This window comes from Frateuria sp. GZRe12, assembly GCF_051900535.1.
Classification (GTDB): Bacteria; Pseudomonadota; Gammaproteobacteria; order Xanthomonadales; family Rhodanobacteraceae; genus Frateuria_A.
The window spans coordinates 97,745-111,835 of sequence record NZ_JBHZGI010000007.1 but is presented as its reverse complement, the minus strand read 5'-3'; the positions used below and the strand labels follow the sequence as shown (position 1 = coordinate 111,835).

The window sequence follows — 14,091 nt, the reverse complement described above, 5'->3', positions numbered from 1 at the left end:
AAGCAAAAGGGGAGAACGTGGTGCCGGCGCTTACACCGGCATGTTCATGATTTCCTTGTAGGCATCGACCAGCTTGTTGCGCACTTCGGTCATCGTGCGCAGCGAGAGGTCGGCCTTCTGGATCGCCACCATCGTGCGGCCCAGGTCCGCGCCCGGATCGCCGCGCTCGAATGCCGCCGCCATCTGGCCCGCCTGCTGCTGGCTCTGGCCGACGCTGCCGATCGACTCCTTCAGCAGCGCACCGAAGTCCGCCTTCGCCGCTGGCGCCGCCTTCAGCGCGCTCTCCGCCGGACGCACCTGGCTTGAGATCTGGCGCATCTGGGCGAGCAGGTTGTTGACGTCGATCGTGCTCATGTCGGGTTTCCGGCGCGTGGCGGGGTTCGGAGGTGTGACTGCACGAGGCGTGCCACGAGGAGGGAACAGGGAACGGGAGCGTGCAGTTCAGGCGGAGTGCGTCGCGGGCAGTGGCCAGGCGGAAGCGGGTGTTGGGTAATACGGGGTCGACGAACCGACGCGCGGCCGTCGTTCCCCGCTCCCCGTCTTACGCAGCCAGGCTGTTCTGCAGGCCGTACTTGCGCAGCTTTTCCACCAGCGTGGTGCGCTGCATGTGCAGCAGCTTGGCCGCGTGGGCGACCACGCCGCCGGTGACGTCCAGCGCCTGGCGGATCAGGCCCACTTCGATGTCGGCCAGATGGTCCTTGAGGTCCAGCCCGCCCTCGGGCAGCAGCGTCGCGTCGGGCGACACCGCCACGGCGGCGGCCATCGACGCCGGCATCGGCGCGCCATCCATCAGCGCCAGCAGCGAGGCGCCCTGCGCTTCCTCCACGGCCTGGCGGCCGCGGTACTTCTCCGGCAGATCGCTGGCGCGGATCTCGCCGTGCGGGTAGAGGATCGCGAGGCGCTCGACCAGGTTGCACAGCTCGCGCACGTTGCCCGGCCAGCCGTACTGATGCAGCGCATTCACCGCGCCGGCAGAGAAGCGCACGCTGCCCAGGCCGCGGCGGGCCAGGCGCTGGTTGAATTCGCCGATCAGCACCGGCAGGTCGTCCAGGTGCTCGCGCAGCGCGGGCATTTCCAGCGGGAACACGGACAGGCGATAGAACAGGTCCTCGCGGAACTGGCCGTTGGCGATGGCCTGCTCCAGGTTGCGATGGGTGGCGGCGATGATGCGCACGTCGCAGCGCTGGCTCTTGGTGCCGCCGACGCGCTCGTACACGCGCTCCTGCAGCACGCGCAACAGCTTGACCTGCATGGTCAGGCTCATGTCGCCGATCTCGTCCAGGAACAGCGTGCCGCCCTCGGCCATCTCGAAGCGGCCCTTGCGGGTGCTGATCGCGCCGGTGAAGGCGCCTTTCTCGTGACCGAAGAGCTCGCTCTCCAGCAGCTCGGCCGGGATCGCGCCGCAGTTGATCGCCACGAACGGCTTGTCGCGACGCGGCGAACACTCGTGGATGGTGCGCGCGACCATTTCCTTGCCGGTGCCGGACTCGCCCAGCACCAGCACGGACGAATCGAATGGCGCGACCTGGCGGATCAGCGCGTTGACGCGGCGCATCGGCGCGGACTCGCCGACGAAGCGCAGCTCGCCGCGACGGCCGCCGAGCAAGCGCGCGTACAGGCTGCGCATCACCTCGGCCAGCTGCTCGTAGCGCAGGGGGAACTCGACCATCCCCACGCGGGCGGCGAAGGGCGAGCTCGCAGCGCACAGGCGAGCGGCCCAGGCCGAGTCGCTGGCCAGCAGCACCGGCACGTGGCTGGCGGCGTCGCCCAGCAGCGCGAACTGGCGCTCGGCTTCCGAAGCGTCCTCGACCGTACCGACGTAGACGGCGCGCCAGGCGTGGGTCGATTCCTCCACCGCGGTGCAATCCTCGCCCCGCTGCGGGTGGTAACCGAGAAAGTGCAGCGCCGACAGGATGGACTCGGCGCGCGCCTCGTTCGACTCGATCACCAGGAAATCGACCTTGCTCATATGTATGCCCTCCACTTGACGCTTTGAACGACGAACCGCCGGCTGTCCTGCAGTGTTCGTACTTCTTGGTCCGCCGGCTTTCCGTCACCGGTCACGCGAGGGAGGGAGCAAGAAGAAGGCCAGCGCAGGCGGCCGTTGCGGCTGTCCGCGGACGGGCGGATGGCCCTAATGCGTCACATGTGAAGATTGTGTCGAAAGGGTGTTAGGCGAGAACCGCGCAGCGGCGACGGTTTGCTGGCGCCACGCGCCCGTCGAAGGAGTGACACGCCACGACACCGCGACGTCGGCGACCGTCAAACGGACGACGCGCGACCTCGCGAAAGTGTGAAGTGCTTCACGCGTGACCCGCGCACCGCTTCACGTCGTGCCGACCTTCACTCACGGGGCGGACTGACGCGCACCTGCCACTTTGCGTCGGTGTTGACGAAACACGAACCTTTCGAGTGACGCGGCGACGCCATCGCCCAGTGCCTGGAAGGCGACGAATGCGCCGCCGTCGGCGAAGCGGCGTTCGATGTGCGCGGGCAGCTCCAGCGGTACGCCCGGGCAGGCGTCGAAACGCAGGCGCAGGAGCAAGGCGTCCCCCGCGGGCACCATCGCCGCGGGCAACACCGCCCCGATCGCGTTGAAGCGCAAGGACTGGCGGGGCGGCAGCGTTTCGGCGGGCATCGCCAGGCGGTTGACCATGTCGATCAACGCATTGAGCTTGGCATCCAGCCTCGACAGTTCCTGCATGACCGGACTGTCGTCGTCAGCGCTTTCGGCGCGCCGTTCCTCCAGTGCCGCGACCGAAGCGAGCGCGGCGGTGTTTCGCTCGGCCAGTCGCTGGGCGAGTCCCTCCGGCAGCGGCCAGGCAAGCGCCTGGCTGTCCGCGTGCCAACTGTCCTCGCAGGCAAGGCGCTGCTCGAACTCGTTCCAGGCGCTGGCGGTCATGTCGTTTCTCCGACGGAGGCTTTCATCGGCGGTGAATATGCAAACTGCGGGCCGGCTCTTATGAGATGAAGCCGTCCGCAGGACGACGTTCGCCCCCTCTCCCTCATCTTTGATGGAAGCCGGGGGAGAGGGTTGGGGTGAGGGGCCGGGCTCGCGGGGAGCCCTGTCCGAGCCCACCTGATGTTCGTCCCGACAACTAGACCTGATCTGGCTCGTAAGGATCTTCCCGCAAGCCTTGGCCCCTCACCCCATCCCTCTCCCCGGTGGGGAGAGGGCGCCACGTGCTCCCGGTTGTTCCCGCAAGCCTTGGCCCCTCAGCCCTCTCCCCCGCAGGAGAGAGGAAGCCGAGCGCTAGCCGCCGTAGGCCGCGATCGCGCGCGCGCGATCCTGCCCGGCCTGCCATTGCTCGCCGGCCTGGTCGCGGGCCTGGGTGACCAGCGCGTTCAACTCGCGATCGATCGCCAGCAATTCACCCAGCTGGCGCACGCTGTCCTCGTCCTGCGCCACCGGTCGCATCACCAGCGGGTGGCGCTCGGCCTCCAGCGCGACCAGTTGTTCCCACTCGCCTGCGCGGGCGGCCTCGAGCATGGCGCGGGTCAGCGCCAGAGCCATCGCGAGCGGCCGCGCTTCGTTCATGCAGCGGCGCCGGCGGGGCGGCGTGCCTCCATCGGCACCATCACCCAGCTGTTGCGGACTTTCTGCAGCAGGGCGCTGACCTCGTCGAGCGCGGCCACGTCGTTGCGCAGGTTCGCGTGCAGCAGGCGGCGGCCCATGTAGTCGTAGAGCGCATCGAGCTGGCCGACCAGCGGGCTCTCGACCTTCGGGTCGAGCGCGTCGCGCAGGCCGCCGATGATCTCGATGACGCGGCCGATCACTTCGCCCTTGGGCGCGATCTCGCCGCGCTGCATGTGGCCACGCGCGGTGACCAGGCGCTCCAGCGCGCCGTCCATGAGCAGCGTGATCAGGCCGTGCGGATCGGCCGATTCGACGCCGCCGTGCGAGCGGACCTGCTGGTAGGCGTTGGCGCCCTGTCCGAATGCCATGGTGGGGTTTCCTCCGACTTACTTGTTCTTGTTCGCCGCGGTGAGCGCGTCGAATTGCTGGGTGAGGTAGCTGCTGGTGCTGTTGAGCTTGGTCAGCAGCGTGTCGAGCGTGCTGAACTGGCGCGTGTAGCGCGTGGTGAGCGCCTGCATGCGGCTGTCGAGCTCGCTCTGGCGGTCGTCCAGGTCGGAAAGCTGCTTGTTGAGGTTGTCGGCGCGGGTTTCCAGGATGCCGTCGCTGCCGACCCACTTGTCCAGCGCACTGCCGAGCTTGCTGCCGAGGCCGCCATCGCCACCGAACAGCGAAGCAACCGCCGCGCCGCCACCGGAAAGGGCACCACTCAGTTTGCCGCTGTCCAGGCTCAGCGTGCCATCCAGCTGCAGGGTCACGCCGATGTCGCTCAGCGTGCCGCCGTTGGCGACGCCGCCCATGACCGCGGCCAGCGTGCTCTTGATGCTGTTGAGCGTGGCGTCGCCGATCAGCGCGCCGGACGTTTCCGTGGCCGCGTCGTAGAGGGTCAGGTTCTTGTAGATGCCGACGAAGCTGTTGTACGTGTTGACCAGGTTGGTGACCGCGCTGGTGGCCTTGGCGGTGTCGCTGCTGATCGTGACGGTGCTGGTGCCTTCGGCCGTCAGATTGAGCGTCAGGCCGTCGATCGCCGTGCTGATGCTGTTGCCGGCGCTGTGGCCGGGCAGACCGTCGATGGTGTATTCGGCGTCCTGCGCCGGGTCGATGACAGTGAAGCCGTTGCCGGAGGCCGCGTTCGGATCGTAGCTGAGCGCGGCCAAGCCACCGTCGCCACCACTCGCGCTGACGCTGAAGCCGTTGTCCGTACCGGTACGGGTGCCGCGCAGCACCAGGTGCGCGCCGTCGGTGCCGGTCACGATGGTGGCGCTGACGCCGGGGTTGTCCGGGGACTTGTTGATCGCGTCGCGGATCTGCGCGAGCGAGGCGTGCGCCGAATCGATGTCCAGGCTCATCTGCTTGTCGCCGACGGCAATCGTCAGCGTGCCGGTACCAACCGTCGCATCGCTGTCTGCGAACGCGCCGGACGACGCCTTCATGGCGCCGGCGAGCTTGGTCACGTCGATCTTGTAGGTGCCGTTCACGGCGTCGGTACGAGCGGTAGTCGACAGCACGTCGCTGTCGCCGATGGCGACCGAGTGCGCCGCCAGGGCGCTGCCGTCGCTCAGGGGGCTGAGCGCCGACTTCAGTGCCGCAAGCGCGGCGCTGACCTGGCCCAGGGCCGAGATCTGCGTCTGCGCCTTTTGCGTCTGGTTGTCGATCTGGTCCTGCTGGGGCTTCTTCTTCGCCGCCACCAGCTGGCCGACCAGGGTTTCGACGTCGAGTCCGGATCCGATGCCGGCGGCGGAGAACAGCGCGCTGGAGGAACTGGTGGAACCGACGGTTATGGCCATGGTCTTGGAATCCTTTTAAGGGGAAGGCGGCCGTGTCGCCACGGCCGCCTCCCTTGGGTTGTCGCCGCTGTTACTGCAGCAGCTTCAGCACGCTCTGCGTGGTGGAGTTGGCCTGCGCCAGCACCGAGACACCGGCCTGCTGCAGGATGTTCGCGCTGGACATGTTGGCCGTTTCGGCCGCGAAGTCGGCGTCCTGGATCTGGCTGCGCGACGAGTCGAGGTTCTGCGAGATGGTCTGCAGGTTGGCGATCGTCGAATCGAAGCGGTTCTGCACCGCGCCGAGGTCGCTGCGGATCGAGCTGATCGACTGCAGGGCCGAGTCGATGCGGTTGATCGTCTCGTTCGCGCCGGCGACGGTCTTGACGTTCGCCGTGGTCAGGTCGCCCGAGGCGGTCGTGGTGCCGGCCGTGAAGCCGAGCGTCGTGTTGGCGCCGGCCAGGACCAGGTCGTCCTGCGAGTCGATCGCCAGCTTGCCGGCGTCGTCGATGTAGGCCGACACGCCGCTGATGCCCGAGCTGTTGATCGAGTCGACCAGCGACTTGGCATCCTTGAAGGTGCCGGTGATGGCGGTGCCGTTGATGCTGAAGTCGCCAGCGGCGAGGGTCAGAGTCGAGGCCGTCGAGGCGACGGCGTCGGCGCCGGAGGTGTTGCCGGTGATGAAAGCAGCGTCCGTACCAGCCACCGTAATCGCGCTGGCGGTGCCGGTCGCGGTCGTGGTGATGGTGAAGCCGTCGGCACCGCTGGCGGCGACGGTGTAGGCACCGGAGGCGCTGGCATCCAACTGCGACTGGATGTCAGTGACCATCGCGGCCTGGTCGGCATAGGCCGTGGTCAGCGAGACCGCGTTGCCGTCGATGGTGAAGTCCTTGTTCGTCGAGCTGAAGTCGACGCCGCTGCCGTTGGCGGCCGTGGCCACGGAGGCGGTCGCGGCCGTGCCGGCGGTGGCGAACGCGCCGCTGACGTCACTGGCCTGCGTGGCGACCGCACCGATGTCGGCCGCGCGGGTGCCCTTGGTCAGGTCGACCGAGATGGTCTCGCCGACGTTCGCGCCGACCTGGAAGGCGGCCTGGCCGAACGAACCGTCAAGCACGTGGCGGCCGTTGAAGGTGGTCTGCTGCGAGATGCGGGTCACTTCCGCCAGGCGCTGCTGCACTTCGGCGTCGAGGGCGGAGCGGTCGTTCTCGGAGTTGGTCGCGTTGGCCGACTGCACGGCCAGCTCGCGGATGCGCTGCAGGTTGTTGGTGACTTCGTCCAGCGCCGACTCGGTGGTCTGCGACAGCGAGATACCGTCGTTGGCGTTGCGCACGGCCTGGTTCAGGCCATTGATCTGGGTGGTGAAGCGCGTGGCGATCGCGAGGCCGGCGGCGTCGTCCTTGGCGCTGTTGATGCGCATGCCGGAAGACAGGCGGGCGATGGCGGTGGACAGCTTGCTCTGCGACTTCGCCAGATTGTTCTGGGCATTCAGCGAGCTGATGTTGGTGAGAACGCTCATGACCATGGGATTTGCTCCGTATCGGGTCGTTGCCGTTTGTCGGCGGTGGTTGTCAGCGGGATGCCGGTTGGTACACCGCCGCCTCAGAGCCTGTTTCGACGTCGATCATGGAAACTTGAGCAGGTCAATGGTTTTTTTTGCGAGTGAAGGCGAAGAGCCGTGCTTTTCGCGCAGGGCCTGGCGATTTACTTGATGTAGTTGAACAACGAAAGGTTCTGCAGCTTGCTGAAAGTCTGCTGCGCAGCCTGCAGCGCGGAACTCTGCAGGCTGAGCTTGCTTACCGCGTCGTAGTAGTTGAGATCCTGCACGTCCGACAACGCGGTCTTGTACTGCAGCGTCAGGTCGTCGTTGAGCGCCTGCTGCTGGTCCAGCGCGTTCATGCGCGCGCCGACCGCCGCGCGTGCGCGGGTCAGCGAGCCGATCGACTGGTCGAGGTTGGCGAGCTGGCCGTTGAGCGCGTTCTGCGCGTCGGTGCCGCCACTGTTGGTCTGGGTGAAGCTGGCGATGATCGCGTCCATCGTGGCGAACACGCTCTGCGTCGAGGAGGGCGCGACCGTGAAGCTGTCGCCTGCCGCCGGCGCTCCGGACAGCGCCACCTGCACGCCGTTGAAGGCCACCATGCCGCCCTTCTGCGTGTCGTAGGCGCCGCTCGCCACCAGCGTGCCGCCGCTGTCGCGCACTTCATACGCATCCGGCGCGGTGAAACTGATCTGGTAGGTACCGCCGTCCCACACGCTGGCGTCGGTCACGCTGGTCGCGCCGGCCACCGCGGTGCCGGTATTGCCGGCGGTGGCGTCGACGACGAACGTGCCGTTGCCGGTGGGGACATCCATGAAGATGGTGCTGCCCGGATCGCCGGTGGCGACCTGCAGGCCGGGCCCGGCCGCGACCATGCGCTGGCCTTCGTCGCCCACGTAGCTCACGCCGCCGGCCTGCGACACGAATGGCGCCGCGCCGGTGCGGTTGCCGGCGAAGATGTAGTCGCCCTGGGAATCTTTGCTGTTGGCGATGCCCATCAACTGGCTGCGCAACTGGACCATTTCGGCGGCGATGTCGGTACGCGACTCGTCGGTCTGGGTGCCGTTCATGCCCTCCAGGGTCAGCGTGCGGATGCGGTCCAGCACGTTGCTCACCGACGACAGGGTCTGGTCTTCCAGGCCCAGCCGCGCGTTGGCCGAGGTGATGTTGCGCTGGTACTGCGCGGTGTCGGCGTCCAGGTGCGTGAGCTCGACCGCGCGTGCGGCGCCGACCGGATCGTCGGAGGGCTGGTTGATGCGCTTGCCGGTGCCCATCTGGGTCTGGATGTCGGACAGGTCGCCCTGCCGCTCCATCATGGTGTTGACCGACTGCTGCTGCATCCAGTTGGTGGAGACTCGCATGACCCCGATCCTTTACTTGAACGCGCCCAGCAGAGCGTTGAACACGGTGTTGGCGGCGGTGATGATCTGCGCGGACGCCTGGTAGGCCTGCTGGAAGCGCACCAGGTTGGCCGCCTCCTCGTCCATGTTCACGCCGCTGACGCTCTGCTGCGATGCCATGGCCTGGTTGTAGACGGCGGTCTGCGTCTTGGCTGCGTCGTCGGCGAGCGAACCGGCGCTGCCGACCTGGCCGACCAGTTGGCCATAGGCGCGACCGACGCTGGTGGCGCCGCCATCGAGCACGCCCAGGTTGGCGACCGCGCCGAGCTTGAGCGCGTTGGCGTTGTCGCCCCGCGCGTTCGCGTTTGTCTTGACGCCAAAGGTGTCCCCCGCGGCCGGCGCGCCATCCAGGGTCAGGCTCCAGCCGTTGTGCACGATCGGCGTGCCGGCGGTGAAGGTCTGCGCCGCTCCGCCGTCGATGCTGTAGGACGTGGGCGAGGAAAACACGATGCTGGACGTGGTGAACAGGTTGGAATCGGTGCCGTCGACCACCGTGAGCGCACCCACGCCCGCGCTGCCGGTGTTGGCGCTGGCCGCGCTGCCAAGGAGCGGGACGGCGGCGGCGATCTTGTTCGGATCGGTGATCGCGACGGCCATGCTGCCGGCCGCGTTGCGGGTGGGCTGGATGCGGAAGCTGTCGCCCGCGCTGGCCGCGCCGCCGCCGACCACGAAGCTCAAGCCCCCGGCCAGGAAGGGATCGGCCGCGGTGCCGGTGCCGCTCATCGTCACCGCGGCGCCGCTGCCGTCGCGCAGGTTCCAGGCCGTGCCGTCGAAGGACAGCGTGTAATCCTGGCTGCCCAGCGCGCCGAGGTCGGCGATGCCCGCCGAAAGCGTAGCGCTGCCGGCGTTGCCGCTGGCGGCCTGCACGGCCGGACCGGCGACGGTGAAGAAATCGCCGCCGAGCTGGCCGTTGAGGTCCACGCCCTGCGCGTGCTGGGCGTTGAACGCGTCGGCCATCGCCAGCGCGGCGCGGCCGAGCTGGTTCTGCGCCGGGTCGAGCACGTTGCCGCGGAAGTCCAGCAGCGCGCCCAGCGTGCCGCCGCCGATGCGTCCACTCAGTACCGCGCCGGTGCCCTTGTCGACCACTTCCAGCCGGGTCGCGTCGTAGGCGTTCGGCGCGGTGCCCAGTTCGTAGGACTGCGTGCCGCTGACCAGCGCCTGGCCGTTGCCGACGAATACGCTCAGCGTGCCGTCGTTCTGCGTCGCCACGCTGATGCCTACTTCGCCGGAGAGCTTCTTGATCAGCGCGTCGCGCTGGTCGAGCAGGTCCGAGGGCTGCGCGCCGGTGGAAGAGCGGATGCGTTCGTTGAGCCTGGCGATCGCGGCGCTGTCGCTGTTGATCGAGGCGACGGTGTCGGTGAGCTGGCGCTGCACCTGGCCATCGAGGCTGCCGAACTGGCCGGACAGCGCACGGAAGGTGCTTGCCAGCGCACCGGCGCGGGCCAGCAGCACGCCGCGCGCGGAGGCATCGGCTGGCGCGTTGGCCATGTCCTGCACCGCACCAAAGAAGGTGTCCAGCGAGGCCTGCAGGTTGCTGCTGCCCGAAAGCTGGTTGTTGAGCTGGTCGGTGAGCGCCTGGTAGGCGTCCGCGCGTCCCTTGGAGGAAGAGGCCGACCACAGCGCCGTGTTGAGGTACTGGCTGTAGGCGCGCTGCACGGCCTGCGTATCCACGCCGGTGCCCACGTAGTACTGCCCTTGCGCCTGCGGCGCGCGCGCGGCGAAGCTCACCTGCTGGCGGCTGTAGCCGTCGGTGTTGGCGTTGGACACGTTGTGGCCGGTGGTGCTCAGGCCTACCTGGGCGGCGAGCAGGCCGGAGACGCCGGTGGAAAGCAGGTCAGCCATGAGGGTTTCCCGGATGGTTGGCGCGCGGACGGGCCGCGGGCCGCGACGTGCGGCCCCGCATGAGACCGCGCGACGGAATCAGGGCATGGGTCATGCCCGCTGTGACGGCCGTTTGACGCATCACTTGAGCGTCCCGGCATCCAGCGCCGCCAGTGCTTCGCGCATCTGCGGGCTGTTGGCGATGGTGGTGAGCTTGGCCGCGTAGGACGGATCGGTCGCGTAGCCGCCGCGGCTCAGCGCATGCGCGAAGCCGGCGATGTTCTCGCCTTTTCCCAGCGCGTGGGCGTAGCGCGGGTTGTCCGCCAGCATGCGGGCGTAGTCGGCGAAAGCTTCGGAGGGGTTGTCGTAGGCGCGGAAGTTGTCGCGCTTGCGCACCGCCACGCCGCCTTCGTACTCGAGCGTCGGCACGCTGACTTTGTCGCCGTCCCAGCTGCCGCCGGCCTTGATGCCGAACAGGTTGAAACTGCTGGAGCCGTCGTGCCGGTGCGGCAGGTGCTTGCCCCAGCCGGTTTCCAGCGCGGCCTGCGCCAGCAGCGCGCGCACCGAGACACCGAGCTTGTCGGCCGCGGCCTGGGCGTGCGGCGCCATGGCGCGCACGAACCCGGCCGGATCGCCCGGGATGAACTTGCTGGCCACATTGACCGCGCCCTGGGCCAGCTGGCCGAGCGTGGCGCGCCAGTCCGGCGCCGCGTTCGCATCGGCGGTGAGCGGCAGCAGGCCGTCGCCCTGCCCGGCCACGCTTTCGCCCAGGTGCAGCAGCGCGCGGGTACCGGCCTCGGCGCCCGCGGCAAGGGGCCCGAACAGGCTGGCGGCCGCGGTGCCCGGCAGCGCGCCGGCGGCGACGCTGGCGAGCAGCGCCTTGTTGTCCGTCGTCGGCGCGGGCTTGGGCTCGGCATCCTTGCCGCCGAGCTGGCGCACCAGCATGCGCGCGATGCCCAGGCCGATGTTGCCCTGCGAGAGCGAGAGCGAAAGCTGCTGGTCGAACAGGTCGCGGTAGGCCTTGCCCTGCTGGCTGTCGCCGACGTCGTTGTCGCCGAAGCTGGCATTCGCCTCGCGCATCGACTTCAACATCATCTGGGTGAAGATTGCCTCGAACTGCTTGGCGACCTTCGGCAGCGCCGCCTTGTCGTCGCCCTTGGCCTGCGCGCGCAGCTGGTTGAACCCGGACAGGTCGGTCCAGGTGTCGAGTGCCGGCAGGGAGGCGTTGGCGGGCGTCATGTTTCCGTCGCGTGTCGCTAGATCACCACGAGCTCTGCATGAAGCGCGCCAGCCTGCTTGAGCGCCTGCAGGATCGAGATCAGGTCGCTGGGACCTGCGCCGACCTGGTTCACCGCGCGCACGATCGTGTCCAGGCTCACGCCCGGGCCGAACTTGAACATGTGCGCGCCGTCCTCGCTGACCTGCACGTCGGAGCTGGGCACCACCGCGGTCTGGCCGCGCGAGAACGGCTGCGGCTGGCTGACCAGCGGCTGCTCGCTGATGGTGACCTGGATCGCCCCGTGCGCCACCGCGGCGGCGGTGACCTTGACGTCCGAGCCAATCACCACGGTGCCGGTGCGCGAATTGACCACCACGCGCGCCGGGGCATCGCCGGGAGTGACGTCCAGGTTCTGGATCATGCCGAGCCAGGCGACTTTCTGCGCCGGATCCTGCGGGCCACGCACGGAAATGGTGCCGCCGTCGACCGGGGTGGCGGTGCCCGCGCCGAAGGCGGTGTTGACCGCCTGCGCCACGCGCGCGGCGGTGGTGAAGTCAGGGGTGTTGAGGTTGAGCATCAGGTCGCCTGCGCCACTGAACGCGCTGGGCACGCTGCGCTCCACCGAGGCGCCGTTGGGAATGCGGCCGCTGGCGGAAATGTTCACCTGCACGCTGGAGCCGCTCTTGCCCTGCGCGCTGATGCCGCCGACCACCACGCTGCCCTGCGCGATCGCGTAGACGTTGCCGTCGGCGCCGCGCAGGGGCGACATCAGCAGTTCGCCGCCACGCAGGCTCTTGGCGTTGCCGATCGAGGCGACGGTGACGTCGATGGCCTGACCGGGCTTGGCGAACGGCGGCAGCTCGGCGGTGATGGTCACCGCCGCCGCGTTCTTGAGCTGCGGGCGCGCGTTCGGCGGGACGGTAATGCCGAACTGCTGGAGCATGTTCTCCAGGCTTTGCGTGGTGAACGGCGCCTGCGTGGTCTGGTCGCCGCTGCCGTCGAGACCCACGACCAGGCCGTAGCCGATCAGCTGGTTGGAACGCACGCCGCCGACCGAAGCCAGGTCGCGGATCTTGTCCGCGTGCAGCGGCGCACAGGCGAGCATCGCCACCAGCGCGGCCACCACGTGCAGGCCGAAGCTGCGCCAGCGCTGCAGTGCGCAGCTGAGCGCGGTGCGTCGGGTTTCCTGGGCGCGCGAGTGGTCGTACGGCTCGCCGTTGGGGGAAAGCGCCGGGATCGCGGAAACCTCGGGGGTTTCCTCCATCGACTCGGGCGGGACGGGCAGCTGGGCCTTCATCAGAACGGCATCCACTTGGAATTGAAGAAGCGCGACAGCCACCCTTGCGTGTTGGCGTCGGCCAGCGTGCCGCGGCCGGTGTAGCTGATGCGCGCGTCGGCGACGCGGGTCGAGGGCACGGTGTTGTCCTGGCCGATGTCCTGCGGGCGCACGATGCCGGCGATGCGCACCAGCTCCTGGCCCTGGTTGATCGTCAGCCACTTCTCGCCGCGCACGATGAGGTTGCCGTTGGACAGCCGCTGCGCCACGGTGACCGTGATCTGGCCGGTGAGCTGGTTGGACTGGCTGGACGAGCCGCTGCCGTCGAAGTTGCGTTCGCTGTCCAGCCCCACGCTCAGCGGGTTGCCGTTGATGGTCAGGTCCTTGCCCATGATGGTGGGCGCGGCGACGTCGGCCTTGTCCTTCTTGCTGGTGCTGGTGCTGGCCTTCTTGCTGGCCTGGGTGCTTTCCACCAGCACGATGGTGAGGATGTCGCCCACCCGATGCGCGCGCGCATCGGAGAACAGTTCCATGTTCTGGTTGTCGTGGTAGATCGCGCCGTCGGCAGGCGCGGCGGCGACCTCCGGCTGCATCGGCGGGGTCGGCGCCCACTGGCCGTCGTCGCGCGCGGGCATGGCCATGCAACCGGCAAGCAATGCCAGCGCGAGGGCGGCGGTGGAGAGGCGGAACAGTGACATCGCAATCGCGCTCAGGTCTTGTTGGTGAGGAACTGCAGCATCTGGTCGGCGGCGGAGATGGCCTTGGAGTTCATCTCGTAGGTCCGCTGCGTCTCGATCATGTCGACCATTTGCTCGACCACGTTGACGTTCGAGCTTTCCAGCGCGCCCTGCGCCAGCGTGCCCAGGCCGTTCAGGCCCGGCTGGCCGATCTGCGGCGAGCCCGACGAGGCGGTTTCCAAGTAGAGGTTGTCGCCGTTGGGCTGCAGGCCGGCCGGATTGATGAAGTCGGCCAGCTGCACGGTGCCGACCTGCTGCGGCGCGGCCTGGCCGGGCAGCGTGATGCTGACCGTGCCGTCGCTGCCGATGGTGATCGACTGGGCGTTGGCCGGGATGGTGATCGCCGGATCGACCGCGTAGCCGTTGGCGGTGACCACCTGGCCGTTCTGGTCCATGTGCAGCGAGCCGTCGCGGGTGTAGGCGATGGTGCCGTCGGGCTGGGTCACCTGCAGGAAGCCGCGGCCCTGGATCGCCAGGTCCAGCGAATTGCCGGTCTGCTCGATGTTGCCCTGGGTGAACAGCTTCTCGTTGCCGACCACGCGCACGCCGGTGCCCAGCATCAGGCCGGACGGGGCGTTGGTCTGCTCGGTGGTCTGGCCGCCGGGCTGGCGCAGGTTCTGGTAGACCAGGTCCTGGAACGAGGCGCGCGAGCTCTTGAAGCCGGTGGTGTTGGCGTTGGCGAGGTTGTGCGAGACCACGTCCATGCGCGTCTGCTGCGCATCGAGGCCGGTCTTGGCGACCCACAGGGAAGAGAACATGGTTGTCTC

General features: G+C 68.5%; 13 protein-coding genes. All 13 read right to left on the bottom strand.

Annotated elements, in window-relative coordinates; all coding sequences use genetic code 11:
• Positions 1 to 30: 30 nt before the first annotated feature.
• The 13 genes from fliE to flgG all read right to left on the bottom strand — a co-directional run bounded on the left by fliE (position 31) and on the right by flgG (position 14,082).
• The gene (gene fliE / locus ACFWZ4_RS14840) at positions 31 to 354 is read right to left on the bottom strand and encodes a flagellar hook-basal body complex protein FliE (RefSeq protein WP_209615922.1); all 324 of its coding nucleotides are present in this window, start codon (positions 352 to 354) and stop codon (positions 31 to 33) included.
• Positions 355 to 541: 187 nt separating this feature from the next.
• On the bottom strand, positions 542 to 1,969 hold the full coding sequence (locus tag ACFWZ4_RS14835) for a sigma-54 dependent transcriptional regulator (RefSeq protein WP_439705443.1): 1,428 nt from the start codon (positions 1,967 to 1,969) through the stop codon (positions 542 to 544).
• Positions 1,970 to 2,347: 378 nt separating this feature from the next.
• Positions 2,348 to 2,902, bottom strand: a complete 555-nt coding sequence (locus ACFWZ4_RS14830) for a PilZ domain-containing protein (protein ID WP_439705442.1) — start codon at positions 2,900 to 2,902, stop codon at positions 2,348 to 2,350.
• Positions 2,903 to 3,253: 351 nt separating this feature from the next.
• On the bottom strand, positions 3,254 to 3,538 hold the full coding sequence (locus ACFWZ4_RS14825) for a flagellar protein FliT (RefSeq protein WP_439705441.1): 285 nt from the start codon (positions 3,536 to 3,538) through the stop codon (positions 3,254 to 3,256).
• Entirely contained in the window at positions 3,535 to 3,945 is a 411-nt protein-coding gene (gene fliS, locus ACFWZ4_RS14820) for a flagellar export chaperone FliS (protein ID WP_439705440.1), read from the bottom strand. The genes ACFWZ4_RS14825 and fliS overlap by 4 nt, the downstream gene beginning before the upstream one ends.
• Before the next feature lie 18 nt (positions 3,946 to 3,963).
• The gene (gene fliD / locus ACFWZ4_RS14815) at positions 3,964 to 5,361 is read right to left on the bottom strand and encodes a flagellar filament capping protein FliD (RefSeq protein ID WP_439705439.1); all 1,398 of its coding nucleotides are present in this window, start codon (positions 5,359 to 5,361) and stop codon (positions 3,964 to 3,966) included.
• Positions 5,362 to 5,431: 70 nt separating this feature from the next.
• The gene (locus ACFWZ4_RS14810) at positions 5,432 to 6,859 is read right to left on the bottom strand and encodes a flagellin N-terminal helical domain-containing protein (protein ID WP_439705438.1); all 1,428 of its coding nucleotides are present in this window, start codon (positions 6,857 to 6,859) and stop codon (positions 5,432 to 5,434) included.
• 179 nt (positions 6,860 to 7,038) lie between these two features.
• The gene (gene flgL, locus ACFWZ4_RS14805; protein ID WP_439705437.1) at positions 7,039 to 8,232 is read right to left on the bottom strand and encodes a flagellar hook-associated protein FlgL; all 1,194 of its coding nucleotides are present in this window, start codon (positions 8,230 to 8,232) and stop codon (positions 7,039 to 7,041) included.
• A 12-nt stretch (positions 8,233 to 8,244) separates the two neighbouring features.
• Positions 8,245 to 10,113, bottom strand: coding sequence for a flagellar hook-associated protein FlgK (gene flgK, locus ACFWZ4_RS14800; protein ID WP_439705436.1), 1,869 nt, complete (start codon positions 10,111 to 10,113; stop codon positions 8,245 to 8,247).
• 120 nt (positions 10,114 to 10,233) lie between these two features.
• Positions 10,234 to 11,331: a flagellar assembly peptidoglycan hydrolase FlgJ gene (gene flgJ / locus ACFWZ4_RS14795; RefSeq protein WP_439705435.1), complete on the bottom strand. Its 1,098-nt coding sequence runs from the start codon at positions 11,329 to 11,331 to the stop codon at positions 10,234 to 10,236.
• A 17-nt stretch (positions 11,332 to 11,348) separates the two neighbouring features.
• The gene (locus ACFWZ4_RS14790; RefSeq protein ID WP_231325881.1) at positions 11,349 to 12,416 is read right to left on the bottom strand and encodes a flagellar basal body P-ring protein FlgI; all 1,068 of its coding nucleotides are present in this window, start codon (positions 12,414 to 12,416) and stop codon (positions 11,349 to 11,351) included.
• A 191-nt stretch (positions 12,417 to 12,607) separates the two neighbouring features.
• The gene (gene flgH / locus ACFWZ4_RS14785) at positions 12,608 to 13,285 is read right to left on the bottom strand and encodes a flagellar basal body L-ring protein FlgH (RefSeq protein WP_439705434.1); all 678 of its coding nucleotides are present in this window, start codon (positions 13,283 to 13,285) and stop codon (positions 12,608 to 12,610) included.
• Positions 13,286 to 13,296: 11 nt separating this feature from the next.
• On the bottom strand, positions 13,297 to 14,082 hold the full coding sequence (gene flgG / locus ACFWZ4_RS14780) for a flagellar basal-body rod protein FlgG (protein WP_439700108.1): 786 nt from the start codon (positions 14,080 to 14,082) through the stop codon (positions 13,297 to 13,299).
• Between the last annotated feature and the right edge of the window lie 9 nt (positions 14,083 to 14,091).

Excerpts from the sequence above, each read along its gene's own strand:
- fliE (WP_209615922.1), bottom strand. The coding sequence starts at position 354 with ATGAGCACGATCGACGTCAACAACCTGCTCGCCCAGATGCGCCAGATC.
- ACFWZ4_RS14835 (WP_439705443.1), bottom strand. The coding sequence starts at position 1,969 with ATGAGCAAGGTCGATTTCCTGGTGATCGAGTCGAACGAGGCGCGCGCC.
- ACFWZ4_RS14830 (WP_439705442.1), bottom strand. The coding sequence starts at position 2,902 with ATGACCGCCAGCGCCTGGAACGAGTTCGAGCAGCGCCTTGCCTGCGAG.
- ACFWZ4_RS14825 (WP_439705441.1), bottom strand. The coding sequence starts at position 3,538 with ATGAACGAAGCGCGGCCGCTCGCGATGGCTCTGGCGCTGACCCGCGCC.
- fliS (WP_439705440.1), bottom strand. The coding sequence starts at position 3,945 with ATGGCATTCGGACAGGGCGCCAACGCCTACCAGCAGGTCCGCTCGCAC.
- fliD (WP_439705439.1), bottom strand. The coding sequence starts at position 5,361 with ATGGCCATAACCGTCGGTTCCACCAGTTCCTCCAGCGCGCTGTTCTCC.
- ACFWZ4_RS14810 (WP_439705438.1), bottom strand. The coding sequence starts at position 6,859 with ATGGTCATGAGCGTTCTCACCAACATCAGCTCGCTGAATGCCCAGAAC.
- flgL (WP_439705437.1), bottom strand. The coding sequence starts at position 8,232 with ATGCGAGTCTCCACCAACTGGATGCAGCAGCAGTCGGTCAACACCATG.
- flgK (WP_439705436.1), bottom strand. The coding sequence starts at position 10,113 with ATGGCTGACCTGCTTTCCACCGGCGTCTCCGGCCTGCTCGCCGCCCAG.
- flgJ (WP_439705435.1), bottom strand. The coding sequence starts at position 11,331 with ATGACGCCCGCCAACGCCTCCCTGCCGGCACTCGACACCTGGACCGAC.
- ACFWZ4_RS14790 (WP_231325881.1), bottom strand. The coding sequence starts at position 12,416 with ATGCTCGCCTGTGCGCCGCTGCACGCGGACAAGATCCGCGACCTGGCT.
- flgH (WP_439705434.1), bottom strand. The coding sequence starts at position 13,285 with ATGTCACTGTTCCGCCTCTCCACCGCCGCCCTCGCGCTGGCATTGCTT.
- flgG (WP_439700108.1), bottom strand. The coding sequence starts at position 14,082 with ATGTTCTCTTCCCTGTGGGTCGCCAAGACCGGCCTCGATGCGCAGCAG.